Origin of the sequence: Micromonospora sp. CA-263727 (assembly GCF_050942455.1) — a bacterium.
Lineage (GTDB): Bacteria > Actinomycetota > Actinomycetes > Mycobacteriales > Micromonosporaceae > Micromonospora.
In genome coordinates this window covers 6,697,050-6,723,102 of record NZ_CP192031.1, presented here as the reverse complement: position 1 = coordinate 6,723,102, position 26,053 = coordinate 6,697,050, and the positions used below count along the sequence as shown (strand labels likewise).

The window sequence follows — 26,053 nt, the reverse complement described above, 5'->3', positions numbered from 1 at the left end:
TCGGGAAAGCTTGAGTCCTGCAAAGCGCGGGCGCGTAGACTTTGATTTCAAGAGCCGACAACTGCCCCTAAGCACCAACCAGCGACGAGGGCTGGCCCCATGGGCGTCGGGGAATTGCCGGACCGTCGCAATCGGCCCACGACTGCCAGGGCGGCTTGAAGGAGCAGGCCGGCAAGAAGGCCGATCGCCGCCGCCTGCCAACTCAGCCAGCCGAGGTTGAACGTGATGGCGCCCGTGAACACGACGTCACCGAAGCCGAGCTGCCCAGGCAGGGCTAAGGCGATCACGAGCATCACGGCCGCCACGATGGCCCCTACGGCACAGGCTCGTGCCAGATCCCCGGTGTCTCCGGTGGCATGAGCAGAAACGACGAAGCACAAGCCCGACGATGCCCACAGCATCCCGGTAAGGCGATGAGGTAGACGTCGACGCCGTACATCGACAACCGCCAGGCCAACCCCGACAACCGCAAAAATCCAGAAGGCAGGCAGGGTGACGTTCACGGGCACCGCTGCCCCGATCATCGCGGCGACGAGGCCGGTGCAGGCGGCGGTGGCGATCACGAATCGCGGCTGGGCGGCACCGCCAGCCCACCAGCCTCTGGGTAGGCGTACTTGACCGGCAGCGGGCACACCGTGGGCGATGGCGGCCATCGGCACGCCTGCGATCATGCCAGCGACGCCAAGTCCAATGGAGGCGAGACTGCTCACCGCTCCGGTGGCTGAGCCTTGCCGCTGGCCCGGTGCTGCTGACTCCACCGTTTGATCTCCGCGAGGAGGTCGACGAGTTCCTCGCCGCCAGCGGTCAGCCGGTAGTCGGCACTGTCGTCGTCTTGGTGGTGGTTGACGAGGCCCTCAGCGCAAAGGTGGTTCAGAGTGTCGGTCAACGTGCGGGCATGCACCGTGAAGGGGCTGATCTGCGACACCGTGTGGTGGAGCGTGGAGTAGCGCGATGGTCCGTCGTGCAGGACGCTCAAGATCGCAACGGACAGCTTCCGTTTCGCCAGGAGGCTCAAGAGATGTTCGAGGTCGTTCGTCAGCGCCACTCACCTCCCCCCGACCGTCGAGCGCGCGACGCAACGTGAGCACAGTCTATGCGCTCACGCAAGTACCGAGCGACCGACTTCACCGGAGCGGCACGAGTCCATGGAGGAGGCTGAACGTCACGGCTGCCGTGCTTGAGGGACAAATCGGCGCAATTCAAGCCAGCCTGGGCCAGGCGCTCCGGATCGGCGGGTGGTTCGCCGCAGGGGCACGGGAGGCCAACCAGTGATGCAGCCGAAGCAGATGGCCGATGATCGCCTCGCCCTTGGGAGTAAGGCGGAAGTGGGTCTCGTCGTGGGGATCGTCATCGAGGGTGCCGCCACACGAGGTGATTACGAACCCTTCGGCGGCCATTGCCCTCAGTAGCGCGATCGGGCGCGGGGACTCGGCGGCGATTCGGGTGAAGCTGGCGGTGCCGCCGCTGGTGTGCATGGCGAGCAGCACCTCGTACGCGCCGCGCCGCGCCAGCAGGGCGAGCGTTTGCTCTGTGCGATCGTGGTCGCCCATTCCTGGTTCCACCTTTCTCGCGACCACAATTTTCCCGAAGCGTAACCGTGGTTGACGCCAAGTGATCTGTCGGGTAAGCGACTCGCTGCCGAGCTGTCTTGGCAGCGTGCAAGATCAGCGTTACCCGTACGCACGTACCTTCACGCGCGTGAGTTCCAGGCCCGCCAAGGTGCGTGTACGCAGGTACGCATATAGACATCCCCTTGGGGTGAGGGTGTAAACACAACTGGTGACCTTGATGCGGCCGATGGGTCCGCGCCGACGTCAAGCCTCGCAGAGCCGGTTGGCCGAGCAGGGTAGTCCGTCAGAATCGGGGAGGTAATGACCGGTGTTGAACCGTCAGCTTGCGGCTTCTCTCGTCGGCGTGTCGGTGCTGCTCAGCGCGGCTTGCAGCTCCGGCGAGCCCAGCGGGGGTCATTCTGCGACTCAGCCTGCGGCGCCGGCTACCCCGCCCAGCCTCGGACCGGATGCCGTAGCTGAGAGCGGTGCGGTCGCAGCGTATCGGGGTATGTGGGACGCCTTCGTGGAGGCGGGCAAGGTGTCTGACCCTGATGCTCCCGGCCTGCGCAGGTTCGCTTCTGACCAGGCGCTCAGGCTGATTGTCAGCTCGCTTTACACCAATCGGGAACAGGGGAAGGTCATCAAGGGTGATCTGGTCCTTGATCCCAAGGTCACCGAGGTCAAGCCTGGCGAGTCCCCCACGGAGGTAACGGTGCTGGACTGCGTCGATTCGACCAACTGGCTTGAGTACAAGGTTTCCGGCGGGCTCTGGGACGACGAGCCCGGCGGCAAGCACCGGACCACCGCTTACGTCAAGGTCGCCGATGGTGTGTGGAAGGTCAGCTCGTTCATCTTGGAGGAGCCGGGGACATGCTAGGCCGATCGCACCCGCTGACCCTCGCCGTTATCACCGGGCTTCTCGGCAGCATCGTCCTGGCGGTGCCGGCCTTCGCCGGTGGTGGGACAGGAGGTGTGCAGTGCAGCAGGAATGATTCTCGGCCGGTCTGCGACGTGAACGCCGGTACTCCCTCCCAGCCGGGCAGCCCGAACGGTGACGGCAATGGTGGGGGCCGTGGTGGGGACGGTAAGTGTCGCAACCCGTCCGGAGAGGAAATTCCGTGCGAGCGCGACGGGGCATGGGCCGGGGCGGACGGCTGCTACTACGCGCCGACTGACCCGTCGCCTTCCACCATTGAGGCCCTTGGAGGGCAGCCAGCGGGTGAAGGCGGTTGGTACCGGCAGGTCTGCTACGGCGGCAGCACCTCGTTCGGAGGCGTGGTGTGGATCGCCGGTGACCCGCCGGTGGTGTCGGCGGCGGTGCTAGCGCGGCAGGCGCGGGCACGCCTCAATCTTCCGAGGGTCGTCATTCGTATGAACCCGCCGGGTGATCAGCTCGTCAACCTGCCTGTCTGGCTGGCGCTCGAACGGGAATCGTGGCGATCGCAGTCGGCGACGGCCTCGGTCCCGGGTGTCTCGGTGAGGGCGACGGCGCGGCCGGTGGAGGCGACCTGGTCGATGGGTGACGGGGCGATGGTGACGTGTGTCGGGCCGGGAACGGCTTGGTCCTCGGGCAGCGATCCGAGGAAGGCGTCGCCTGACTGCGGTCATGTCTACCGGCGGTCGTCGGCTGCCGCGCCGGGCGGGCGCTATGCCGTGACGGTCACGGTCACGTGGGAGGTGACCTGGGCGGGGGCTGGGCAGTCCGGCACGGTGCCGGGGTTGACCACGACGGGGCAGGTGCAAACCCGGGTCCAGGAGTCGCAGGCCGTCGTCCGCTAGGCCACAAACCAATATTCGAGCGCCGCATCCTGAGGAGGACACGTCATGGCGCTGGATTCCGTGCGCCCGAGAGTCGGTCGAGGAGATCGCCCGGCGGCGGCCGTCCGTGCGGGGCGAGGTCCGTGGCGGGCGGCCCGACGGCGTCGGCGGTTGCCGTTTGTCGCGCTCGGCGGCCTGCTGGTCATCGTGTGCGTGCTGGGCTACGCCTACGGCGCGGCGCAGCTCGGCGACCGTGTGGCGGTGCTCGCGGTCACGCGGCCGGTGGCAGCAGGGCAGGCAATCACCGCTGCGGACCTCAAGCAGGTCTCCGCCGCCCGCGATCCCGAGGTGCGGCTGGTGCCGGCCGCGCAGGCCGCAGAGGTGGTTGGTCGGACGGCGGTGGTGCCGTTGGTGGCCGGCACGTTGCTAACGCCGGAGTTGCTCGGCGACGCCGCCTTTCCGCCGAACGGGCAGGTGACTGCCTCGGTGGCGGTGAAGCCGGGCCAGTATCCGCAAGGGCTCGCGGCCGGGGCACGGGTGGCCGTTTACGTATCGGCTACCGCGCGGGACGGCGGTCAACCGGCTCCGGCGGCCACCTCGGCGCAGACAGGCCCGGCCCAGTTTTCGGCGGTGGTGCTGGGGGTGGATCTCGCTGGTGACGGCCAGGGCTCGACGGTCATCACGCTGTTGTTGAAGGCCGCTGACGGGCCACAGTTGGCGGCGGCTCCGTCCGGCGGTGTGGTGCTGATGCAGACCGCGCCGGGAGGAAGCTGACGTGCCTCTGATAGCGGTGACGTACGTGAAGGGCCGTCCGGGCGCGACGACGACGGCCCTCGGGTTGGCCGCGGTCGCGCTGGAGGCGGAGCGGCCGGTGGTGGTGGAGTGCGATCCGGCGGGTGGGGACCTGATGCGCCGGCACCGGTTGGCGGCGGTACCGAGCATCGTGGACCTGGCCGCCGCCGCGCGGGGTGCAGCGAGTTCGGCAGATGCCTTCGCCACCGCTTCACAGACGGTGGCGGTGGCCGAGGTACCGGTGCCGGTGGTGGTCGCCCCGGCGGGTGGGGCGCAGACCCGTGCGGCGTTGCCGGAGTTGACCGGCAGCGGCCGGGCGGCGCTGGCCCCGCCGGATCGGGTGGTGGTGGCGGACTGCGGCCGATTGGGGCCGGGGTCCCCGGTGTGGCCGTTGCTGCGGGTTGCGGACGTGGTGCTGGTGCTGGCACGGGCGAACGCCGACGAGGTGGCGCATCTGCGGGAGCACCTCGGCGAGCTGGTCGATGCGGGCGCTGGCCGCCTGGTGGTGCTGCTCGGCGCAGGCGGCGCGTACTCGGCGACGGACGTGGCGGATGTCCTTGCGACCCACGTCGGCCAGGAGTTGGCGCGCGACCCGGAGGCGGTCACGGTGCTCGGCCCACTGCCGCAAGACCGTCGGGCGGCGGCAGTTCTCCGTGGGGAGTTACTGGCGGGCCGGCGCTGGCGCCGGCTGCCTCTGATGGAGGCGTACGCGCGGCTGTGGGCCGACCTCGCCCCGCACCTGCCCGCCGTGACCTCGCAGCACGACGTGGCCACGGAGGCAACGCCATGACCAGCCCTTACTTGCCGGCGTCGGCCACTGGCGAGTCCGATGAAGTCGCGGTGGTACGGCGCATCCGCCGGCAGGCCGCCGAGGCACTCACCCGGGCCACCCGGACGCACGAGACGGCCACCGGCTCACCGATGCGCGCCGACGACCGCGCGGCGGCGACCCGCCGGTTGATCACCGAGGCGCTGGATGGTTACGCGACGGAGGAGATGAACGCCGGGCGTCCGCCGCTGCGCCCTGATGTCGAGTCGCGGGTGGGTCGGGCGGTGGCGGACATGCTGCTCGGCGCGGGCGGCCTGCAACCACTGCTCAATGACGGGCGCGTCGAGGAGGTCAATGCCAACGGCTGTGATCAGGTGTTCGTCCGATACGCCGACGGCAGCCGCGCCCAGGTCGGGCCGATCGCCGACTCGGATGCGGAGATGGTGGAGCTGATTCGCCGTCTGGCGGCTGATGCCGGCCGCGCCGAGACCGGCGGCGAGGGCGCGGAGGAACGCCGCTGGGACCGGGCCGCGCCGATCCTGAACTTGCAGCTCGCGGACGGCTCGCGGCTGCACGCGATCATGTCGGTAACGAGGCGTCCGGCGCTGTCGATCCGCCGGCACGGCTACGTGAAGGTCACCCTGGCCGATTTGGAGCAGCTCGGCACCGTCAACCCGGTGCTGCGGGAACTGTTGGCCGCTGCGGTGCGGGCACGGTTGAACGTGCTCATCGCGGGGCGGGTCGGTGCGGGCAAGACGACCCTCCTGCGCGCCCTCGCGGCGGCGATCCCCTTCAACGAGCGGATCGTGACGATCGAGGACACCTACGAGCTGGCGCTCGACGCGGACAAGGCCGTGCATCCGAACGTGGTGCCGTTGCAGTCGAGGGAGGCCAACGTCGAGGGCGAAGGCGCAATCGACATGAGCAGCCTGTTCCGCTCGGGTCTGCGCATGTCCCCGGACCGAGTCATCGTCGGGGAGATCCGCGGGCACGAGGTCATCCCGATGCTCAACGCCATGTCGCAGGGTAACGACGGATCATTGGGCACCATCCACGCCTCGTCGTCGGGTGGGGCGCTCAAGAAGCTCATGCTCTACGCCGCGCAGGCACCGGAACGTCTTGATCCGGCCACCACCAATCTTCTCGTCGCCGAGTCCGTGCACCTGGTCGTGCACATGGGGTTCACCGGGGAGGGCGGTGGCCGGGTACTGACCTCGGTGCGGGAGGTGGTCGACGCGGACGGGCTGGCGGTGTCCAGCAATGAGTTCTTTCGCCCCGGGCCGGACGGGCGGGCGGTGCCGGGTGCGCCGCCGTCGACCGGGCTGCTGTCGGCGCTGGCCGAGCACGGCTTCGACCCGGCGTTGCTCGATGATGCCCGCGCCGCGCCGGGTGGGGGGTGGGCGTGATGGTGTTGACGGTGCCGCTGGCTGCCCTGCTGGGGGCCGGAACCGCGTTCGGGTTGGTCCTGCTGGCCGTGGGCCTGTCCCGCCGGGACGGCGGGCCCGCCGACTCCGGACCGGACCTCGACACGGAGTCGTGGCTGTCGAGGCTCACGGCAGCCCGAGGGCCGGTCGACCGGCGTCGGCTGGCGCTGTTCCTGGCCGTCGGTGTGGTCGTCGGTGTGGTGACCCGCTGGCCGGTCGCGGCCGGTCTGGCAGCCGTCGGGGCGTGGGTGCTACCGGCCGTCATCGGCCCGGACCGGGACCACGTCCGTCGGGTGGCCCGGATCGAGGCCATCGCCACCTGGATCGAGGCGTTGCGGGACAACCTGTCCGGCGCGGCCGGGCTGGAACAGGCGATCACCGCGAGCGCGATCGAATCCCCGGAGCCGATCCGCGATGAGGTGACCCGCCTGGCGGTACGCCTGCAGCGCAGTTGGCGGCTACCGGACGCGCTGCGGGCGTTCGCCGCCGAGCTGGCCGACCCGACCGGTGATCTCGTGGTCGCCGGACTGCTGATGGCCACGCGAGGCAGCGCCGGGCAGCTAGGCGATGTGCTGGGCGAGCTGGCCGTGTCCGCGCGGGCAAAGGTCGCTTCCCGGCAGCGTGTCGCTGCCGCCCGCAACCGCAACCGCACCTCCGCGCGGGTCATCGTGGGTGCCACCCTCGGCATGGCCGGGCTTCTCGCCGTGCTCAATCGCGGCTACCTGGCTCCGTTCGACACCCCGGTCGGTCAGCTCGTGCTCCTGGCGGCCGGTGGTTGCTTCGGATTGGCGTTCGCATGGCTCGGCCGACTGATGCGCGACCGCGACACCGCCCGCGTCCTAGCCGGCGTCGCCGTTGCCTCCCCTTTCAAAGGGGTGCCGACATGACCGGCCTCGTGCTGCTGGCCGGGCTCGGCACCGGCATCGGGTTGTGGCTGCTGGTGGTGGGCTGGTTCCCCCGCCCACCCCGGCTGGACAAGGCCCTGGACGCCCCCGCCGGTCTCGACCGCACCGCAGACGCTGCCGAGGCCCGGCCTGCCGGCTGGTCGGGACGGTGGGGCCGCCCGGCGGTGCGGTGGCTGCGCCACGTCGGACTGCCTCTGGCCTCCACCCGCCGCGATCTCGCCACCATCGACAAGCCGATCGACGTGCACTTGGCCGAGCAGGCGACCGCCATGGTGTTCGGGCTGCTGCTGCCCCCGGTCGCCGCCGGGCTGCTCGCCCTCGGTGGTGTCGGTGCCGGCCTCGCCGTACCGGCCGCCGCGTCGCTGCTGCTCGGCGTCGTCGGGTTCCTCGCCCCGGAACTGTCGGCGCGATCCGACGCCGCCAAGCACCGAACTGCGTTCCGCGACGCCCTCAGTTCCTTCCTGGACCTGGTCGTCATCAGCCTCGCGTCCGGGGCCGGGGTGGACCAGGCGCTCGACGACGCGGCGAAGGTTGGCTCCGGCCCGGCCTACACCGAGCTGCGGTACGCGCTGGCCGAGGCGCGGCTGGCCCGGGTACCGCCGTGGGACGTCCTGGCCGCCCTCGGCCGCCGCGTCGCGGTCGCCGAGTTGCAGCAGCTCGCCGCCACCGTCGGGCTGGCCGGCACCGAAGGAGCGAAGGTCCGCGCGTCGCTGCGTTCCCGCGCCATCGCCCTGCGCGCCCGGCAACTCAGCGATAACGAAGGCGAGGCCAACGCCGCCACCGAACGCATGGCCCTGCCGATCGTCGCTCTGTTCGCCGGTTTCCTGATCTTCCTCGGCTATCCCGCGATGGCCGCCGTCCTCGGCGGCCTGTAGGAGGCACACCACGTTCACCAATCCCGACAGCCACGAAACTCCGTACCGCATTGGAGGAACACCGCAATGTCCGCACTCGTCACGTACCTGGTCGCTGAGCTGCGGCACCGCTGGCAGGCGGTGCGCGACACCAAAGACGGCGGCTACTCCACCGAAGCCGTCCTCGTCACCGCCCTGCTGGTGACCCTGGCGATCGTGGTCATCGGCATCATCGCGGTCAAGGTCGCCGGCAAGGCCAACAACATCAACCTCGGCTGACACCCATGTTGTCGTCCGTCCGGGAGCACCGCGCCGAGCGCCCGCCCTCCCCGGCGCTCGGCGCGGCCGGCCGACTCCACACCCGGTGGCGACAGGTGACCGCCCGCCCGGACGCAGGTGCCGCTACCGCAGAGCTGGTCATCGCGATGCCGCTGCTGCTGCTCATGGTCATGTTCGTCATCCAGGCCGGGGTGTTCATGCACGCCACCCACGTTGCCCAGAGCGCCGCGACCCGCGCGGCAAACACCGCCGCCGGCTACGACTCCAGCGCCGCCGCCGGCCGCGACGCGGGCGGGCAGACCCTCGCCGCGATCGGAGGCGGGGTGCTCAAGGATCCGTCGGTGTCGGTGACCCGCACCGCCACAGAGGTTCGTGTGGAGATTGTGGGCAAAGCCGCGACCGTGGTTCCGGGCGTGCGGTGGACGGTCCGCGCCACAGTGGTTCGGCCCGCCGAGCGCTTCGTCCCCGACAGCGGGGCCGCGCCATGACCCGGGCAGGAGCGCAGGCCGTGCTACTCCGGCGATGGCGGCGGGTGGCTGGTGATGGTGATCGGGGGGCGAGCACCGCCGAGGCGGCGCTGGTGACTCCGCTGCTGGTCGCGGTGATGCTGTTCGTGGTGCTCTGCGGCCGGCTGGTGTCCGCGCAGATGGACCTCGAGGCCGCTGCCAGCGCGGCGGCCCGGTCCGCCTCGCTCGCCCGTACCGAAGCCGCCGCCCGTGCCGAGGCCGACCGCACTGCCCGGGAGACCCTCGCCGCCCGCGCCGTCACCTGCCAACAGGTCAGCGTCACCGTCACCACCGGTGGACTACGCCCCGGCGGGGCGGTCACCGTGACCGTGGCCTGCACCGTTTCCCTGTCCGACCTCGCCCTGCTGTCCGTCCCCGGCACCCGCACCGTGACGGGCACGGCGACCTCTCCCATCGACGTGTGGCGCGGAGGCCCATCGTGACCCCACCTCATGCCCGCCGCTGGCAGCGGATACGGCAACGCACCGCAGACGACTCCGGTCAGGTGACCGCGTTCGCGGTGCTCATGACCGTCGCCTTGCTCGCTGTGGCCGGGCTGGTGCTAGATGCCGGTATGGCACTGACGGAGAAGGTCCGCGCCCTCGACCTGGCCCAGGCCGCAGCGCGAGCCGGCGCGCAGGAACTCGACCTGTACCAGTACCGCACCCGTAACGTTGCCGAACTCGACCCGACCCGCGCCGCTACGGCAGCGCGGGCATGGCTGGTCTCGGCCGGCGCCGATGGCGAGGCCACCGCGACCACGACCACGGTCACCGTGACCGTGCGCCGTTCCAGTCGTACGCAGCTCCTTCAGATCGTCGGCGTGCGGCAGCTCGCCGTGTCCGCGACCGCCACCGCGACCGCCGTGCAGGGCGTCGCCGGCCCCACCACCTGACCACCTCGTTCGGAGAGGACGATCAGCATGTCCCGCGCCTTCGTCATCTGTGCCCGGACCGTGCGCGCCCTGCTCGCGCTCGCCGTGCTGGCCGGTGCCACTATCGGGGTGCCGTGGCTGATGATCGTCGCGGTCGGCTGGCCCCTCGATTGGATCGGCTGGCCCCACCCGGGCGCGATTCCGAGCCTGGCCGATCTGTCCGGCGCGCTCACGAGTCCGTGGTCCGACCACATGCTCCTCGCGCTGCTCGCCACGATCGGTTGGGTGCTGTGGGCGCAGTTCCTCCGCGACACCACCATCGAGATCATCGAAGCCCTGGCCGTCGCGTCTGCCGCCCGGCGGGGCCTGCACCGCCCTCGCCCGGGGCGGCGTGGCCCGATCCGTTGGGTTGCCGCCGTTCTCGTCGGCGCGGTCGTCGGAGCCGTCCTGATCGACGCCGCCCGTGTCGGCACCAGCAGCCCGAGTGCGGCTGCCGCCGATGCCGCCGCCCGCCGCCCGGCCATGGCCGTCTCCTCCGCACACACGGATACTCCTACCGCCCGCCACCACGGCCCGCGTTCGGTGCTAACTGTCAGCACGTCTACCTCCAGCCCGGCTGCCACCAGCACCGCCGTACCGCTCACCGCCCACCGGAACGGCCCCGCCGTTCCCGATTGGGCGCGTGACGCTCCGGGCGGGACACACCGGGTTGTCGCCGGAGACAACCTGTGGGACCTCGCCGCGAAACACCTCGCCGACCCGCACCGTTGGCGGGAGATCTACAAACTCAACCGAGGCCACCAACAGGCCAACGGCTATGCCCTTACCGACCCCGACCAGATCCACATCGGCTGGATCCTCGCCCTCCCCGGCCGCCAGGCCACACCGGCACCCGCCGCACCCGGCCCCGACGTCGGCTTACCGAAGGCCACCGAGGCGGCCCCATCCACGCCACCGGCCACCGTCACGCCGACCCCCAGCAGCCCGGAGCCGAGCACGCCAACGCCACCACCCACCGCACCACGCGACGCGGACGAGGCCGCGACGCCCGCGCCAGACACGGAACCGTCCCAGGACGAGGCGAACGGCGAGCCCGGAATCGCCCTGCCTGCGCAGGGGTGGATCAGCCTCAGCCTAGCCGTCGCCATCGCCGCCGTGGCCGCCCTGCTCCGGCTGCAACGCCGCCGCCGCGCCCGGCTCACCTTCTCCCCACCAGCCACCATCGAGGCGCAGCACTCCCCGCTGCCATCGTCCCTGGCCTGCCTCAGCGCGATCGGCAGCCGCCACCTCGGCACCGGCAGTAACCACCGGCCCGCCGCGCCCGCCATACCAGCCTCGGTCGGCATCGACACCGACGCCGCCGAGGTGAGCCTGTTTCATTTGCCCGGTCCCGGTATCGCCTTGCAGGGCTCTGGAGCCATTCCGGCGGCTCGTGCCATCCTCGCCGCCGTCCTCACCGCCAACGCGACCGAGACGGCCGTCCTCCGGCCGGTAGTCGTCACGACCACCGGCCTACTCACCCAGCTTCTACCCGAGGACACCCCGGCGGTCGGGCTCGATCCCGACGGCACCGCCTACGACGGAGAACGGCTCGTCGTGCTCGCCGACACCGCCGCCGCGATCACACACGCCGAGGAGGAGATGATCGGTCGTAGACGGCTGTTGGACAGCTTCGACGCCGAGACGATCACCGACCTCAACACTCGTCAGGATCACGCCGAGACCCAACCGCCGTACGTGCTGCTCATCGAGTCCACCCGCCGGCACGCTGCCCGCCTAGCGGCCGTCGCCGCTCACCGCACGGCCTTGGACCTACACCCGGTCATCGTCGGCGACCACGAGGCCATCCCCACCGTCGAACTCACCGCCGAGGGCACCGTCACCGGCGACACTCCGTACCCGGTGGCGCGACTGTCCACCCTCGGCGCAGGCGACCTCGCCGCCATCCTGACCATGCTCACCGACACCTTGGCCCGCCCCGAAGCCGGCACCGACGTCGACGACCCGCACACCAATACCTCGCCAGCCGAGGCGTCCGCCGAGGCGACACCCGAACCGGTACCTGCCCAGCCCGACGCCACGGCGGCTCTAGTCCGCCTCCAGGTACTCGGCCCGGTCACCGTCGCCACCGCCGCCGGCCCCATCGCCACCGGGATGCGCAGCGGATCCTTTACCATCCTCGCCGTCCTGGCCGCTCACCCAGCCGGCCGTACCCTCGACCAGCTCGCCGCCGGCCTGCACCCCGACGTCGACCCACGGGTCGCCGTCAAACGCATCCGCACCGACATCACCACCGCCCGACGAGTCCTACGCACGGCGACCGGCCACGACGAGTCCATGTTCATCGTCTACGACCCCGGCAGCGGCCGATACCAGCTCGACCCGCAGGCCGTCACCGTGGACCTCTGGCAGATGCTCACCGCCATCAACCACGCCACCACCGACGACGAAGAGAACGCGCTCGCCGCGCTGCGCCGCGCGACCGACCTGTACGCAGGTGACTTCGCCGAAGAACACGACCACGCGTGGGCCGCTGACTACGCCACCAGCTACCGCCATCAGGTCCTCGCCGCGTACGCCCGTATCGCGGAGATCCTCGAAGCCGACCATCCCGACCAGGCGGTTGCCGCTCTCGAACGCGCTGCCGATCTCGACCCGGTGAACGAGGAGTTGTACCAGCGGATCATGCGTATCCACGGCCGGCAGCAGCGCCCCGACGCCGTGCGGCGCACGCTGCGCCGATTGGAGGAACGCCTAGCCGACCTCGGCGACGCCGAACCGTCACAGGCAACTCGCCGTGTCGCCGAGCGTCAACTCCGACCCGTCGCCCCGATCAGCGGAGCGCGATCATGACCAACGGTCAGCTTGTACGGATGCAGTGGGCGGTACGGGCGACGCTGGCCCTCGGCGTTGCGGCCTCGGTCACCGCGAACATCCTCCACGCCCAGGCGAACCCGATCTCCCAGACCATCGCGGCATGGCCACCCCTCGCGCTGCTCATCACCGTCGAACTGGTCACCCGCATACCCGTCCACCACCGCGCACTCGGCGCAATCCGGATCGTCGCCGCCACCGCCATCGCCGCTATCGCCGCGTTCATCAGCTATCACCACATGGTCGGAGTCGTCGCCCGCTACGGCGAAACCGGCACCGTGCCCTACCTCCTGCCCCTCTCGGTCGACGGGCTGATCATCGTCGCATCGGTCTCCCTGGTGGAACTCGCCGCGCGCCGCCGCGATGCCGAGGCGCCTGCGGTGGTACCGGCCGCCGCATCGACCGCACCCGTCGCCCCCGGGTTGGTAGAGCAGCCGCCGGACCCAGGTGACGCCGGCCCAACACGCGCCAGTCGGACACTCGAACGCCAGAGCAGCGACGCCGACACGCCGTACCTTGACGTCGTGCTCGACCCCGATCGGCCCCTGACCGGCGACCGCAGCGCGGTGGGCAGCCGGCTCCACGCTAATCCCGACAGTGCGTCGCACGACGATGACGTCCCCGACATCGAACACCATGCGGACAAAGACGTTGACCTCACTGCGGATCTCGTGCCGCTACTGTCCGCTGCCCGCACCGCTTGCGATGAACTGATCCGCGAGGGTCAGGCCGTCAGCCGCGATGCTCTCGCACGTCGGCTACGCAGCAACGGATACTCCATCCGAAACAGCGGCGTATCAGAACTACTTGCCGCTCTTCGACAGGAGACGCCATCGGTCAACGGTTCCCGCCCCACTGCCCGGCTTCAGTGAGCCCGACTTCGTCGGTTCCCTCGGACAGAGGGCGGTGTCCCGGCCCCAGCCCGCGACGACGGCTGGTCTTGATCGCCGCGTAGAGGTCGGCGTGGATAGGCCGTGGTGTCCGACCAGGCACCACGCCGAACGCCGCCAGAAGGGACCACAGATGACCGACACAACGCCCGGCCTCCGCACGATCGAGGTCGCTGATGACGTGTACGACGTACTAAAGCGCACCGCCACCAACAGAGGCACCAGCATCAACGATGTGCTGCGCTATCTGATCGAGGTGCCGACGCCTCGGGCTGCCGTAGACGACGAGGACTGACAGCGCGCAAGGCGGTGTCGCCCGGTCCGCGATGGCGGATCGGGCGATGTCCGTCGGTGCTCCTGGCGGCCTACTCGCAGGAGACGCCGGGTGTGTCGGCGGCAGCAGCGAGCAGGCGTTGCGCGGTGCGCTCGGTGATGGCGAGCTGCCGGGCGAGGGTCACGCCTAGCCCGCGCCGGTCCTGTCCGGCGGCGTCGGCCTCGGTCAGCAGCGTGATGGCCGCTTGGAGTCGAGGGTCGTCGGCGTACGGGTACGGCTTGCGGGCACCGGTGGTGCCAGGGGTACGGCCGGTGGACTGCCGCCCGGTACGGGCATCCGCGACGGCCCACACGGTGTGCCGATACCACAGGCGGCGGATCCGCCCGTCCGGCAACGTCTCGACGCGGTCGGGGTGGTCGTACAGGCTGTCGGGCAGGTTGCGGTACGAGCCGTAGCCGAGGACCTTCGCCGCCGCGCCGGAGCCGAGGAGATCCTTCGGGTCGCCGCGGCGGTCGACCTTTGTCAGCTCGGCGCGTTTCGCCGCCAAGTGGGTGGTGTGGAACGCCTCGATGTCGTCGAGCCAAAACCAGTCGCGGCCGTCGTGCGCGAAGCCGTGTGGAAAGCCGAAGCGGGCGCGGTGGCGGTGCCAGTGGGTGACGGTGGTGTAGGCCGCGCCGGTGTGTGCGGCGACTCCGGCCCGGTCGAGGGCGGTGCGTCCGCCGATTACCCGTCGTGCCATGTCGCCCATCCTCCCTCCGGGAAGCTCGCTGCCGGCGCCGTGCCGTGGAGGCGGGCGGGCGCGTCGTAGGATCGGCGGCACGCCCCTCGGGTAGAAGCGGCCGTGTGGTCCGCAGGTGGCCCGGAAGCGGGCGAGGTGGCCGGTCGGGAACTACGCGCACCCTCGGGTGTGCCCGCCGGCCACCGCCCTACCTGGCTACTCCCGTGGGCGCAGCACCTTCCACGCCACGTGCGCCATCCGGTCGATGCGCAGCGCGGCCAGTTTCGCCCGGGTGGCAGGGGTGAGCGCGTCGTACACGGTCAGGATCGCACCGGCGGTGGTCGCGTCCACCACCACCCCGTCGATCTTGCGGCAGTTACCGCGCTTCGCCTCCCGCAGCAACTCGATCACGCGCGGGTCGCCCGCTGTCGCGTCGTCGGGAAGGGCGTCGATCTCGGCGAGTCCTTCGCAGTCGGGGCACGTGACGAGGTGCGGGTCCTCGGTAACGCGGCCCGATGGCACGTCGGCTGCGCCGCAGATCGGTCCTATCCGGCGGCGGGCCTTCCCGTGCGTCAAGATGGGCCAACCCTGCCGTGCCGTGTCGGTCATGATGCCTCTCCCGCCGGGTAGGTCCAGATGCCGAGCGGGTGACCGGGCGCGATGCGACCTCGTCCGGGGGCGAGGGTGTCGAACACGTCGGAGTACCTCTCGTGGAGTTGGCCCCGGGTCCGCATCAGGTGTTTGCCTCGGGTGAGCTTCGCGGGCATGGCGTCGGCCACCCGGCCGATCAGCCCATACAGATCACTGGCCTCGATGAGGTCGGCGCAGCCCTGGCACGCCGACCAGCGTTCGCCCCACGCCTGGCTGAAGGCGTGTTCGGTCTCGGTACGGCGCACGCGCGCTGCGTGGTGCCGAGCCTGGTAGTCACCCACCGCAAACACCTGTGCCGTGACGCGGGGCGCGTCGGTCACCCGGTTGGCGCACCGGTAGATCCAGGCGGCCTCCGGTGCGGAGCAGAAGTCGCACTCGATGATCGGATCGAGGATCTCGGTGACCGGTACGGGTTCGGGTTGATGGTCGCTGCGCTGGCCGCGCTGCTCGGCCGCGTGCAGGTACCCGACGAAGACGCCCAGGTCGTTGAAGCGGATGTTGAGTCCTCGACGGCAGCGGCGGCAGTGAAGCGGCATCTGGATCGGCGCGGTGCCGGCGTCGAGGGCTGCCACCTCAGCGGGACGGGAATCGTCCTCGGGGTGGGGACGGTGCGGTGGCATTACTGGTCGCCTCCGTTCTGGTCGCGGGTGGGAGGCCAGGCGGGGTTGGCGGGGTCGAGGGTGAGCCCGAGGCGTAGGCGGGTGAGGTCGACCAGGCGTCGGAGCAGGCTCGCGGTGCCGGCGCTGAGGTCGGCGTCGTAGTCGTGGGCGATGCGGCAGGCGAAGCGCAGCGCCACGCATGCGGCGGTGAGAGCGGCCTCCATCGCGGCGCGGTCATCGGCCCGGGTGACTCGCTTGACGGTCGCGGCCGGGTAGCTGCGCTCGATCCCGTTGGGGAAGCGGAGGGTGTAGCGGCGGGCGTGGGTGGTGTGCGGGGTGGAATAGCGGACGTCGGTGACGGTGCCGAGGCGGTACTCGACCGGGTCGGAGGGTTTGATCACCCGGGCGGTGTCGCCGTACTCCATGGACCGGTACATCACAACTCCGTTCAAGGGGTGAGGGGCTAGCTGGTGGGGTGGTCGACTTCGCCGCCGCCGTTGACCTCGAACGCGATGAGACGGTCATCGGTCTCGGTGGTGTCGGCGTGCAGGTATAGGTCGTCGGCGCGGCGTTTCACGCCGATGGAGACGCCATGCACGTCGAGCACTACGTAGGCGGTGCGGTCCCCGGGCTCGCCGGGGTAGACGCGCAGGTTGAGCCGGCCGATCACCTCGGCGCACACGGGGTCGACCGGGCCGAGCAGGGCCAGCGCGCCCGCGAGTTGCGGGCCGTTGAGGGTGCGTTGTCCGTCGCCGAGGCCGTCGGTGTTCTCTGACGGGTCGATCGAGAGCGTCATGCCGGCCGCCCCTCGTCGGTCGCGGCCTTGTCGCCGGGTGGGGTGGGTGGGAAGGCGGGGAGAATGCTGGCGAGGGTGCTGCCATTCGGGTCGTCGGTGAGGGCGGCGCAGGCGATGAGCGCGACTCCGGCAGCGGCGGCTTGCGCCGGGCTGTACCGGACCCGTACGGCGCGGGTGCCGTCGAGGGTGGTGGCGCGGACCTCGACGCGGCTCGCTTGCCAGGTGGCAACGGGCAGCCGCTCGTCCGGCACCGCGTTGACGGTGCCGCGCAGCGCCTCGCGCAGTGCGGCGCGCAGGTGCTCGCGGCGGCGGGCGGCGGTGGCTTCCCACCTCGACGCCGCTTTCTCGTGGGCGGCGCGGTCGTCGCCGGTGGCGACCGCCGCGCGGGCGTGAAAACGTTCGGCGTTGCCGGTGGCCTGGGCGAACTCGGCGGCGAGGTCGAACAGTCGGTCTGGATTCATCGCGGAAACTCCATGGCGAGTCGAGGGGATGTCGCCTGCGGGTGCCGCGCGGCCCGGGGACCGGGCCGGGGCCGCACGGCACCCGTCGCGGCAGTCAGGGATGGGCGGCCGGATGCGCGGCGGCACCGTCCGGAATGACCGGTGACCCGGCAGCACCGTCCGGAGTGGCCGGATGCCCGGCGGTCCCGATCACGGGAAACGGTGGGGCGGCCTTCACGTGGGGCAGCCCAGGGTCGAGTTTCTGGCCGATCCGGTCGAGGCTGACCGCCCCGTTGGCGGTCAGGTGCGCGCCCACGGCGAGGGCCTGCGCGCCGGTGAGCAGCACGACGAGGCGGCGGGCCGAGGTGTCGTGCACGTGCAGCTCGACGTGGCCGTTGGTCAGCGGCCGGACCGGCATGAACCGCTCGACCTGCGCCGCGCCGGGCAGTCCCGCGCGAATCGCCGTGACCAGTTCCCGCCAACGCTCGTCAACGAGTGCGTCGAACCGGGCGGCACGTTCGGTCAGGGTGGCGTGTTCGTCGTGGCTGGTGGAGTGTCCGGCCAACGCGCGAGCGACCTCAGCCCGCGCGAACTGGGCGCACACATCGTTGACCAGCGCGATCACGGCCGAGTCGGTAGGCACCGAGGCGGGCGGTGGCGCGACGACCGGCTCGGTACGGACTTTCGCCGTGCCGGTGGCGCTGTGCGCCCCGGTGACAGGGCCGGGCTTGTTCCTCTTCTTCCGGCGTCGGAACCATGGCCAGCGCATCTCAGACCGCCAGCAGCTCGAACGCGCGGGCCTTGATGTCCGCACCGGCACCGGTCAGCGCCCGCGAGGCGCGGGCGAGGTCGGTCTTGGCGGGGGCGAAGTGGTCGACGTACTCGGTGATGGCCTGGTAGCCGGCCCACCGGGTGCCCTTGATCGCCTTCTGCGTGTCCGCGTCGCGGATGAGGTACCGCAACGTGTTGGTGCGCTGCTTCGCGTTGTTCTTCGCGGTGTCGGAGGCGTCGTCGGCGAGGGGCCACACCTGCGCGACGATCTTCTCGAACTCGCCCATGGTCAACGACTCGTTGATCATCTTCTCGGCTTCGGTCTCGAAGTCGGCGAACGCCGTCCACATCAGACCGAGGGCCTGCCGCGCCTCGGTGATCTTGCTGGTGATGTTCGAGGTGTGCCGGAACGTGTACGAGCTACGCGACCGCTGGTAGGCGAGGGCCTGCGTGTTCGCGCACACGATGCGGACCGGGGTCGCGTCGAGGCGAAGCGCGGCGGTGCCGTCGTGGGAGGTGGTGGCCGCGAGATACAGGTCCATGTCGTCCACCCCGGCGATCCGCATCGCGGTGGGCAGCTTCATGGTGACGAACACCGAGCGGCCCTTACGCATGGAGCCGGCGGTCTCGAAGTGCGCGCCGGAGGCGTCGACCAGGAGGTTGAGGGTCTCGGCGACCTGCTCGTTCTGGACCACGCTGTAGTCCTCGCCGACCACCCCGAGGTACTCGGTCTGCCCGGTGGCCGGGTTGGTGCGCACGGTCATGTACTTGTCGGGGCAGTCGACCTTCGTCACCCCACGCTCGGTGACCTCGATGCCCTGAAGGGCGATCTTGCGGACCTCCCAACCGCCGAGCCACGCCTTGCTCATGACCTCCTGCGCGGTCATGCACGAGTCGGTGACCGTGCCGAGCTGATGCCAGGCAGTCAACCGCGCGGAGGCGAACGCCGTCTTGCCGTTCGCGAGGGTTTCGAGTTCGTGTGCCACGGTGGCACCCCTTCCCGGTTGTGGTGTTTAGGTGGGCGGCGGGCCGGGGCTACGACCCCGGGCCGCGCCGCCAATAACAATGTTTCCTACCTCCATGCGTCGATCAAGGCGATCGGGTGGAGTCGATGGAGGTTTCTGCGGCGAATCTGACGCCCGCCGCCGGGCGTGGCCTACCGGGTGTCGGTGGCCGGACGTAGCCGCCCGTCCGGCCCGTACACGTAGGTGTGAACGGTTTTGAACGGGGCCGGTAGGTATACGGTGAACCCGTGTTCGGGGACGAACCGGGTCCGGTAGGTGCGGGTGATGGCCAACAGGTACCGGTCGGGTTTGTCGCCGTGCGACCCCGGCGGCATGATGCCCGCCCCGGGCGGTCAGCACGGGCACGGCGGTGCCGACCGAGCGCCAGATGCGGGCACAGCGACACAGCGGCGGTCATGCATTCGGGATGAGCCATGACTGCCGGATGGCCTGCCAGATGGTCAGCTGGTCTGGGGCGGTGTGGTGATCGGCTCGGCCGGTTGCGACCCGTTGGGGCCGGGCACCGGACATAGCGGCGTGCCGTCGCGGTGAGACACTGCCGGACGCGCCGCGAACCCTTCCAGGGGCCAGTCACCCGGCGGCACCGGCCGGGCCTGTTCCCCGCATTCCGGGCAGCGCAGCGACACCGGCGCGGTCGTCGGGCCGGTGGCGTCGTGAGCGTGGTGGGGGTGGTCATGGGGGGTGGTCATCGTTCGTGCCTTCCGTTCGTTGTGGGTAGGTGTGCGGGTGCCGGGGCCGGGCGTGGTGCCCGGCCCCGGCGGGGCGGTCGGTCAGGCTGCGACCGGCGCGGCGGTGGCCTCGTCGGTGCCGGCCTCGTCGGCGCTGGTCTCGTCACCGGCAGGCGGGGTGGTGTCGGTCTGCGGCGGGGCCATCAACGCGCGGACCTCGGCGGTCGGGGCGGGCGGGTTGTCCGCGAGGGCGTAGGTTTCCGGGGCCTCACGGGTCAGGACCAGCACCCCGGGCCCGGTCAGCTTGGACATGGCGTTGCGGACCGCCCCCGGGCTACGCCCGCCCAGCTCGCGGGCGACGGTGCCGGGGGTCAGCTGGTGGCCGGGGCCGAGGTCACGGGCGAACGCCTCGACCCGGTTACGCAGTTCGTTCTTGCCGAGCTTGGCCGAACCGTCGCTGTTGATCTCACCCGTGGCGCGGCCGGTGCCCGTGGCACGGCGCGCGGAGGGGCGGCGGATCTTGCGGGTGTGCCCGCACGTCGGGCACGTCGTGTGCGTCGGGGCGTTGGCCGGGTCCACCATGGCGAGGTCACCGTCACCGATCACCCACAGCTCGTCACCGTCCTCGGTGACCGGCAGGCGACGGGCCGCACCGGCAACCTCCATCGCGGCGAGGATCGTGTCACCCATGACCACCGACAGACCGCTCTCGTTGATCGCGTTGTCGGCGGTGATGCCGTCCGGGTGCCCGCCCAACACGCCAGCCATGATCAACACTTTGAGGTCGGGCTGGCGCGGGGCGACCGGCACCGCAGACACCGGCGCACCGGACACGGGGGCCTGCGACAGCGCGGACTCGTCCGCCGCGCCGCCCCCGTTCGCGTCCTCGGCGGGGGTCGCCCCATCGGTGGCCTCGTCGCCCGGGGTCGGCTCGCCGGTCGCACCGTTCGCGCCGTCGCCCAGGGTTGGCTCGTCGGTCGCGCCGGTGGCGTCGTCGCCCGGGGTCGGCTCGCCGGTCGCACCGTTCGCGCCGTCGCCCAGGGTTGGCTCGTCGGTCGCGCCGGTGGCGTCGTCGCCCGGGGTCGGCTCGTTGGTGGCGTCCGGAGTCGCGTCGGTGGTAGCGGGGTGCCAGATGTCGGCGCTCTTGCGGTTGCCGTTGGTCGGGCCGGGGGTGCGGGTGGCGGTGCCGTCGGCCTCCATCGCCGCGAGGGCCTTGGAGGCGGTGGACTGTCCCACCCCGGCCTCAGCGGCGAGGTCACGGACGGTGATGCCGTCGGGGTGGTTGGCGAGGGTCCGGGCGACCGTGGTGGCGGCGTTGGGCGCGGCGTTGGTGTTGGTGGACATGGCGAATAGACCTCCGCGTAATAGGGGTTGGCAATAGCGATTCCGCATGCGCCGGGTGCGCGTTGTTTGCGGTTTCGCCGGGGGCGGTTTTTGTTGCCCACGTCCATGGACGCTCGATGCCCGGCGGTTGTCAACCCCGTCGCGCAAGACTCTTTACACGGGCCGCGCCGCGCCCTTTCCGTTCTCGATTCAGGGAACTGCCACCGCCGCCCGAAACGCCATTTGAACGGCCTTATACCGACGCTGTGACACCTTCGGCGTACCTCCCGAGGGCTGCATAGGGTGGGCGGCACGGGGGCCGTTCACACCGCCTGGCGGGGTCGCGGTTTCCGGGTTGAAACGACTACGCCGCACGCCCGGCGGACCGGACGCGGCGCTCACCGCAACCCGTGGGGCCCTTCTTGGGTTGTGCCGAAAATCACTTCACGAATTTATAGGGCTGCGCCTTTCGCGCGCATGAATGGAACCGGGTCAACCGCGTTGTTCTCGGTGGCGGGATAGCCTTCGTGGATCTCGTAGTGCAAATGGGGGCCGGAGGAGTTTCCGGAACTGCCGACGTGGCCGATTGGCTGTCCCGTGATCACCGGTTGCCCCACCTGGACGGCAGGCCGGCGCACCAGGTGGCAGTAGCGCGACACGATGTCCCCCGCGTGCCGGATCTCCGTATACCAGCCACACCCGCCGAGGCCGGGGTAGCCGTCACGGTCGCACGGCATTGGCCCGCCGGTGGGTTCCCACGAGTTACCCCCGACGTTGCACCGCACGCGCACCACCACGCCACCGGACGCAGCTCGGATGACGGTGCCTTTCGGGGCCATGATGTCGACGCCGTCGTGGCCGGGCCGGTCGCTGGTGCGGAAGCCGGAGCCTGCCGTGCCTGCAACGGGGCGGGTCCACCCGGAGGCACTGATCGGTGCACCGTCGCACACGGGCAGCGTTCCGCCGGTGTACACCGCAACGATCTCGGTTGCTCGTGTCTCGTGTTTGGCATAGGCGTCCGGGTACGCCGACCGTTGCACCTTCTGTGCCGCCTGGGTGAGCGGTAGCCGTTCCCACCCCGGCACGGTGAGCAGGCGCTCGTAGAACGTCGCGGCGGCGTACTCGGGGTTCATGAGTTGTTCCGGGGTGCCCCATCCCTGCGACGGTCGCTGCTGGAACAGCCCCAACGAATCATGATCGTTGTCCGGGCCGAGGTCACCGTGGTTGATCAACGAGGATTCCTGGAGGGCGGTGGCGACCGCGATCACCCACCCGCGCACCGGTACCCGCATCCACTCACCCACGGTCACGATCACCGAGGCGTTACGGACCTGCTCCGCAGACAACCCCGCCGGGGCCGCGCCCGGCGCGGTGACCGCCCCGACGCAGCTACCCCCGCCCCCACCGCCTCCGAACACGGACGAGACGACTCCAGCGGTGGCGGAGGTCAGCAGCAGCAATGTCACGGCTACCCCGGTCGCGACCCACACGGCTACCCGTCCCACGACGCACCGCCCCCGGTCGGCGTAGGTAGGTCGGCCAGACTCACCCGGTCGGGGTGCCCGACGATGCGCCAGACCGGCCCCGCCGGGCCGCCGGACGCGGAGGCGTGGTCGGCGGTGGCGGTGGCGACGGTCAGCCCGTCCGGTACCCCGGTCCGCTGGAGGTGGGTGTGCAGGTTGGTCTCACGGGCGGCGGTGGGTAGCCAGAACAGCACCGGGTACGCGAGCCGGGGCGGTAGTGCGGCGTAGCCGGTCAACTTGCCCACCACCCGGCCCAACGTCTCCGTACCGAGATCGGCCTCGACCCAGAACGGCACCGTTCGACCGTTGTCGGCCCACACGCCGTGCCCGTCCGGGCGGACCAGGTTGCCGCACGCCTCACGGCACCGTGCCTCGTTCCACCACCGCACCAACCGCGCCCCGGGGTACGCGCGGGCATGAGCCGTGAGCGCGACGAAGAACCCGTTCACCGCGATCAGGTGCGCCAACGCCGGAGACATCGCGAGCCGGGCCGTAGCGTCGCGCACGGCGGCGGGACGGGGCAGCGCCTCACCGCGCCCGGCCGCGAGCAGTGCCGCACCGACCGGGCCGAGGGTCCACCTCCACGCTTGCGACCCGGGCCGCTGGTAGTGGCGGAACCGGTCGAGGATGTCTCGATCACGCAGGGTGTTGAGGCGGTTGCGGGCACGACCGACCGACCCGAAGGCGAGGTCGACGAGCTGATCGGTGGTGAACGTCCGGTGCTGGTCGAGCAGGTCGAGCAGGAGCCGGTCTCGGGGGGTGAGCCGGCCGAGTTCGGCGGCCACGACGGACGCCGTCAGGCGGGAGCTGCCTGTGGCAGGTGTGCGGGTAGGAGGGATATCTCTTATCAGTCGGTTCCGGTCCACGAGCCCTCCTCACCGCCGTCCACGTGCGCGTATGGCGTGTTCAAGGGGGCGTGTTCACCCGGTTGTTCGTGGTCGTTGGGTTCCTCGTTGGATCGCTCGTTAGAGGTCTCGTTAGACCACTCGGGGTGTAGGGCAAAGGTGTTGCGACCCACCAGTTCCACATCTGCCTCGACGGGTGTCGACCGCTCGGCCGGTGCGGCAGCGGTCGCGGTCTCGCCGAGCAACCGGCGACGGTCCTCGGCGACGAGGCCGGTGTGATCGCGGGCCGCGCGGCGCAGCTCGCCGGCCCGCCCCTTGACGGCCGGGGGTGGAGGCTCGGTGTCGGCGGTAACCGGTGGCACGACGCGGCCACCGGCGACCGGGCGGAGGACGACTTCGTAGCCGCCGAGGCGGATCAGGTCTCCGTCGTCGAGGTACGGCCGCAGGTGCCGGGCCTGGTCGATGGCGTCGCGGGGGGCTAGGGCGAAGTACACCTTGTTGCGGGCGTTGGCGTCGATCGCCTCCACCATGTCCGCGGACAACTGCCCGAGGTACTGGTGAGCGAGGAGCCAGGAGACATGCAGGCCGCGGGATTCGGCGAGGGCGTCATCGATGCCGATGGGCAGGTGCAGGAAGTTGTGGCACTCGTCCAGCGCAATCATGGCGTCGGGGCGGTCGTCTTCGCGGATGCGGGCGCGGGCGGTGGTGGCCTGCCACAGCCCCGCGAGCAGCAGCGAACCGACCAGGCGGGTGCCGTCCTCACCGAGGACGCCCTTGGGCAGCCGCGCGAGCAGGACGCCGCCGTCGAGGATGTCGGCGAAGGAGAACGTGGTGGCCGGCACCCCAAACAAGCTGTTCGCCATCGGATGCGCCAGCACCAGGCGCAGCCGGGACAGCAGCGGGGCCACGAGGCCGGAGCGCTGCGCGGCGGGCAACTCGTTGAACCCTTCCCAGAACTCGCCGAGGGTGTTGCCCTCCCAGGCGTTCAACCTGCTGGTGACGGCGTTGACCCGGGCGGCCCTCCATCCGGAGTCGGACAGCAGCCGCGGCAGCTGGGCGAGGGTGGCGCCGTCGAGGTGAGCGAGGGTGAGCAGGCCGTGATAGCAGATGTCGGCGGTGCGGTGGCCCCACCACCGCGACCACACCTTCGCCATCACCGCAGTGAGATTGGCGGCCACGTCGTGCGGGCTGCCGCCGTGCACGGCCGGGTCGAGCAGGTTGATCGCCGGTGGCGCGGCCCGCTCGTCCGGGTCGATGAGGACCAGCCGGTCCCCACACGACGTGGGCAGCCGGGCCAGCAAGTCACGGATGAGGTCACCCTTGGCCGGGTCGAAGGCGGCCACGCCGCGACCCGCCTCGACGTCATCGAGGATCATCCGCATCAGCAGGGTCGTCTTGCCCGTGCCGGTCGGCCCGAGCGCGTGGACGTGGTAGCGGCAGTCGGTCAGGGAGATTCCGACCCGCGTCGGCGGTCCGGCGTTGGCGGTGCCGATGACCTTGCCGCCGAGGCCGTGTCGCTGGTCGAGCGGTACCAGGTTGAGCCTGCGGTCCTCGGTGTCGGTGTTCGATCCGGCAGCCTTGTTTTCGATCTTGTTCAAGGGGTGCTCCAAACGGTCGGCGGATCGTCGTGCCCGTCCGGCTCGGCCGGAGGGGCGGCGAGCGGCCGGCGGCGCGGGGTCGGGGTAGCGCGGAAGACCTCGCGGGTGGCGGCCCGACGCCGCGACGCCGCGCCGGGCAGGCCGTAGGCGGCCGGCTCGGCGGGCAATCCCGCGAAGGCGGCGGCTTCCACGACGGAGACGAGGCTCATCCGGGTCTCGGGCGCCCACCGGTCGGCCGCCGCGACCGCCCCATGCCGTAGCCGGCGGCGGGTGAAGTGGGCCGAGAGCAGCCCGAACCCCGAGCTGACGTCAGCGGCGGCGGCGACAGCGGCCGGGTTGGTGGGACCGGCGACTACCGCGTGGACGGCGACGAGCAGGTGGGGCGCGTCGGCGTACTTCGCCCGCGCCTGCCGGGCCAGCTCGGCGACGTACGGGTCGGTCGGGCTGCTGGTGCGCCGTCGTGTGCTCGATGGGCCAGGGGTGACCACGTCGAGCACGGTCAGGATCCCGGCACGGAGTGCCTCGGTGAGCAGCCCGGCGGAGCGGGTGATTCCTCGTGCTCGGCGGGAGCGTGGTGGGTTGGTCATCGCGCGACGGAGCAGCCGCAGCCGGTGCGCTGGTGCGCGGCCGAGGTGGACTTGCAGAAGCGCGCCGCCGGTGCGTCCGGCCGAGGCGAGGCCGCCGTAGACGGCCCGGAGCCGGTCCTCCTCGGGGGCGCTCGCGTCCACGCCTCGGCGCGGGGCCGGGGTGGCGTTCTCGACTAGGGGCAGCCATTCCGGCTGGGTGGGCCAGACCGCGAGGGCGGCCACGGCCCCGGTCGTCGGGACGGCCGGTGGGGCGGTCTGTTCGGCGCGGACGCCGGGCCAGCCGCGTTGCAGCAGCCGCACGACGGCGGTCGGGTTGACCCCTGGTGGTAGCCACAGTCCGCAGCGCATCCCGTCGGGGTCGGCGGCGACCTCCCAGACGAGCCGGGCCGGGCGCAGCGCCCAGCGGCGCGGCGCGGGCAACACGGTGGCGAGCAGCCGCCACAGGCCGACCGTCGCGGCAGGGGTGGCGGTCACCGGCGGGATGATCTGCAGCCACCGCGCTCCGGCGGCATGCCGCCGCCAGACGCGCCGCCGCCACAGGCTCCACCCGACCCGTACGGCGATGAGCACCGCCACAGTGGCGAGGAGCAGCGGCCACCGGTCGCGCACAAGACGCCACACGGCGTCGGTGGCGTCGTCGCCCCACGAGCCACAGAGCAGCTCACCGACGAAGGAGCCGGGCACGCCGCCCTGACCAGGCACACACCCGGTGGGCTCCGGAGACGGGGACAGGGCAGGGATGGGAACCATCCGGAACTCC

31 protein-coding genes are annotated in these 26,053 nt (G+C 71.1%); 14 read left to right on the top strand and 17 right to left on the bottom strand.

Features of this window, described 5'->3' with window-relative positions; all coding sequences use genetic code 11:
- Positions 1-47 precede the first annotated feature (47 nt).
- From ACQPYA_RS29590 to ACQPYA_RS29580, 3 genes are all read right to left on the bottom strand, one after another.
- The gene (locus ACQPYA_RS29590; protein ID WP_433530281.1) at positions 48-671 is read right to left on the bottom strand and encodes a prepilin peptidase; all 624 of its coding nucleotides are present in this window, start codon (positions 669-671) and stop codon (positions 48-50) included.
- A gap of 35 nt (positions 672-706) precedes the next feature.
- Complete coding sequence (locus ACQPYA_RS29585; protein WP_433530280.1) at positions 707-1,045, bottom strand: winged helix-turn-helix transcriptional regulator; 339 nt, start codon at positions 1,043-1,045, stop codon at positions 707-709.
- A gap of 154 nt (positions 1,046-1,199) precedes the next feature.
- Positions 1,200-1,550, bottom strand: a complete 351-nt coding sequence (locus tag ACQPYA_RS29580) for a hypothetical protein (protein WP_433530279.1) — start codon at positions 1,548-1,550, stop codon at positions 1,200-1,202.
- Between the two features lie 508 nt (positions 1,551-2,058).
- Between ACQPYA_RS29580 and ACQPYA_RS29575 the strand changes: the two genes are divergently transcribed.
- From ACQPYA_RS29575 to ACQPYA_RS29510, 14 genes are all read left to right on the top strand, one after another.
- Positions 2,059-2,427, top strand: coding sequence for a hypothetical protein (locus tag ACQPYA_RS29575; RefSeq protein ID WP_433530278.1), 369 nt, complete (start codon positions 2,059-2,061; stop codon positions 2,425-2,427).
- Positions 2,421-3,329: a hypothetical protein gene (locus tag ACQPYA_RS29570; RefSeq protein ID WP_433530277.1), complete on the top strand. Its 909-nt coding sequence runs from the start codon at positions 2,421-2,423 to the stop codon at positions 3,327-3,329. Before ACQPYA_RS29575 ends, ACQPYA_RS29570 begins: the two co-directional genes overlap by 7 nt.
- A gap of 150 nt (positions 3,330-3,479) precedes the next feature.
- Positions 3,480-4,082, top strand: a complete 603-nt coding sequence (locus ACQPYA_RS29565) for an SAF domain-containing protein (protein ID WP_433530276.1) — start codon at positions 3,480-3,482, stop codon at positions 4,080-4,082.
- A gap of 1 nt (position 4,083) precedes the next feature.
- Entirely contained in the window at positions 4,084-4,890 is an 807-nt protein-coding gene (locus ACQPYA_RS29560) for a hypothetical protein (RefSeq protein ID WP_433530275.1), read from the top strand.
- The gene (locus ACQPYA_RS29555) at positions 4,887-6,275 is read left to right on the top strand and encodes a CpaF family protein (protein WP_433530274.1); all 1,389 of its coding nucleotides are present in this window, start codon (positions 4,887-4,889) and stop codon (positions 6,273-6,275) included. Before ACQPYA_RS29560 ends, ACQPYA_RS29555 begins: the two co-directional genes overlap by 4 nt.
- On the top strand, positions 6,266-7,180 hold the full coding sequence (locus ACQPYA_RS29550; RefSeq protein WP_433530273.1) for a type II secretion system F family protein: 915 nt from the start codon (positions 6,266-6,268) through the stop codon (positions 7,178-7,180). The genes ACQPYA_RS29555 and ACQPYA_RS29550 overlap by 10 nt, the downstream gene beginning before the upstream one ends.
- Positions 7,177-8,073: a type II secretion system F family protein gene (locus tag ACQPYA_RS29545; RefSeq protein WP_433530272.1), complete on the top strand. Its 897-nt coding sequence runs from the start codon at positions 7,177-7,179 to the stop codon at positions 8,071-8,073. The genes ACQPYA_RS29550 and ACQPYA_RS29545 overlap by 4 nt, the downstream gene beginning before the upstream one ends.
- Positions 8,074-8,139: 66 nt before the next feature.
- Positions 8,140-8,331, top strand: coding sequence for a hypothetical protein (locus ACQPYA_RS29540; RefSeq protein ID WP_433530271.1), 192 nt, complete (start codon positions 8,140-8,142; stop codon positions 8,329-8,331).
- 5 nt (positions 8,332-8,336) lie between these two features.
- On the top strand, positions 8,337-8,819 hold the full coding sequence (locus tag ACQPYA_RS29535; protein ID WP_433530270.1) for a TadE family protein: 483 nt from the start codon (positions 8,337-8,339) through the stop codon (positions 8,817-8,819).
- A complete protein-coding gene (locus ACQPYA_RS29530) occupies positions 8,816-9,280 on the top strand; it encodes a TadE/TadG family type IV pilus assembly protein (RefSeq protein ID WP_433530269.1) in 465 nt (154 codons plus the stop codon). Before ACQPYA_RS29535 ends, ACQPYA_RS29530 begins: the two co-directional genes overlap by 4 nt.
- Before the next feature lie 83 nt (positions 9,281-9,363).
- A complete protein-coding gene (locus ACQPYA_RS29525) occupies positions 9,364-9,732 on the top strand; it encodes a pilus assembly protein TadG-related protein (RefSeq protein WP_433533681.1) in 369 nt (122 codons plus the stop codon).
- A 27-nt stretch (positions 9,733-9,759) separates the two neighbouring features.
- A complete protein-coding gene (locus ACQPYA_RS29520) occupies positions 9,760-12,564 on the top strand; it encodes a BTAD domain-containing putative transcriptional regulator (RefSeq protein ID WP_433530268.1) in 2,805 nt (934 codons plus the stop codon).
- Complete coding sequence (locus ACQPYA_RS29515) at positions 12,561-13,457, top strand: DUF2637 domain-containing protein (RefSeq protein WP_433530267.1); 897 nt, start codon at positions 12,561-12,563, stop codon at positions 13,455-13,457. Before ACQPYA_RS29520 ends, ACQPYA_RS29515 begins: the two co-directional genes overlap by 4 nt.
- 151 nt (positions 13,458-13,608) lie before the next feature.
- On the top strand, positions 13,609-13,770 hold the full coding sequence (locus ACQPYA_RS29510; protein WP_433530266.1) for a hypothetical protein: 162 nt from the start codon (positions 13,609-13,611) through the stop codon (positions 13,768-13,770).
- A 70-nt stretch (positions 13,771-13,840) separates the two neighbouring features.
- On the opposite strand, the gene ACQPYA_RS29505 is transcribed toward ACQPYA_RS29510, so the two are convergent.
- The 14 genes from ACQPYA_RS29505 to ACQPYA_RS29440 all read right to left on the bottom strand — a co-directional run bounded on the left by ACQPYA_RS29505 (position 13,841) and on the right by ACQPYA_RS29440 (position 26,043).
- Positions 13,841-14,497, bottom strand: coding sequence for a hypothetical protein (locus ACQPYA_RS29505; RefSeq protein WP_433530265.1), 657 nt, complete (start codon positions 14,495-14,497; stop codon positions 13,841-13,843).
- A 186-nt stretch (positions 14,498-14,683) separates the two neighbouring features.
- Entirely contained in the window at positions 14,684-15,076 is a 393-nt protein-coding gene (locus ACQPYA_RS29500; protein ID WP_433530264.1) for a hypothetical protein, read from the bottom strand.
- Positions 15,073-15,690: a hypothetical protein gene (locus tag ACQPYA_RS29495; protein ID WP_433530263.1), complete on the bottom strand. Its 618-nt coding sequence runs from the start codon at positions 15,688-15,690 to the stop codon at positions 15,073-15,075. Before ACQPYA_RS29495 ends, ACQPYA_RS29500 begins: the two co-directional genes overlap by 4 nt.
- Positions 15,691-15,737: 47 nt before the next feature.
- On the bottom strand, positions 15,738-16,154 hold the full coding sequence (locus ACQPYA_RS29490) for a hypothetical protein (RefSeq protein WP_433530262.1): 417 nt from the start codon (positions 16,152-16,154) through the stop codon (positions 15,738-15,740).
- A 26-nt stretch (positions 16,155-16,180) separates the two neighbouring features.
- Complete coding sequence (locus ACQPYA_RS29485; protein ID WP_433530261.1) at positions 16,181-16,513, bottom strand: hypothetical protein; 333 nt, start codon at positions 16,511-16,513, stop codon at positions 16,181-16,183.
- Complete coding sequence (locus tag ACQPYA_RS29480; RefSeq protein ID WP_433530260.1) at positions 16,510-16,974, bottom strand: hypothetical protein; 465 nt, start codon at positions 16,972-16,974, stop codon at positions 16,510-16,512. The genes ACQPYA_RS29485 and ACQPYA_RS29480 overlap by 4 nt, the downstream gene beginning before the upstream one ends.
- A gap of 94 nt (positions 16,975-17,068) precedes the next feature.
- Entirely contained in the window at positions 17,069-17,596 is a 528-nt protein-coding gene (locus tag ACQPYA_RS29475; protein ID WP_433530259.1) for a hypothetical protein, read from the bottom strand.
- 127 nt (positions 17,597-17,723) lie between these two features.
- Positions 17,724-18,710 (bottom strand): DUF932 domain-containing protein, encoded by a 987-nt coding sequence (locus ACQPYA_RS29470; protein WP_433530258.1) that lies wholly within the window; start codon positions 18,708-18,710, stop codon positions 17,724-17,726.
- Between the two features lie 170 nt (positions 18,711-18,880).
- On the bottom strand, positions 18,881-19,063 hold the full coding sequence (locus tag ACQPYA_RS29465; RefSeq protein ID WP_433530257.1) for a hypothetical protein: 183 nt from the start codon (positions 19,061-19,063) through the stop codon (positions 18,881-18,883).
- A gap of 456 nt (positions 19,064-19,519) precedes the next feature.
- On the bottom strand, positions 19,520-20,761 hold the full coding sequence (locus tag ACQPYA_RS29460; protein WP_433530256.1) for a MarR family transcriptional regulator: 1,242 nt from the start codon (positions 20,759-20,761) through the stop codon (positions 19,520-19,522).
- Between the two features lie 431 nt (positions 20,762-21,192).
- Entirely contained in the window at positions 21,193-22,245 is a 1,053-nt protein-coding gene (locus ACQPYA_RS29455; RefSeq protein WP_433530255.1) for a M23 family metallopeptidase, read from the bottom strand.
- Positions 22,233-23,048: a replication-relaxation family protein gene (locus ACQPYA_RS29450; RefSeq protein WP_433530254.1), complete on the bottom strand. Its 816-nt coding sequence runs from the start codon at positions 23,046-23,048 to the stop codon at positions 22,233-22,235. The genes ACQPYA_RS29455 and ACQPYA_RS29450 overlap by 13 nt, the downstream gene beginning before the upstream one ends.
- 62 nt (positions 23,049-23,110) lie before the next feature.
- Positions 23,111-24,706, bottom strand: a complete 1,596-nt coding sequence (locus tag ACQPYA_RS29445; RefSeq protein WP_433530253.1) for a type IV secretory system conjugative DNA transfer family protein — start codon at positions 24,704-24,706, stop codon at positions 23,111-23,113.
- A complete protein-coding gene (locus ACQPYA_RS29440; RefSeq protein WP_433530252.1) occupies positions 24,703-26,043 on the bottom strand; it encodes a hypothetical protein in 1,341 nt (446 codons plus the stop codon). Before ACQPYA_RS29440 ends, ACQPYA_RS29445 begins: the two co-directional genes overlap by 4 nt.
- Positions 26,044-26,053 lie beyond the last annotated feature (10 nt).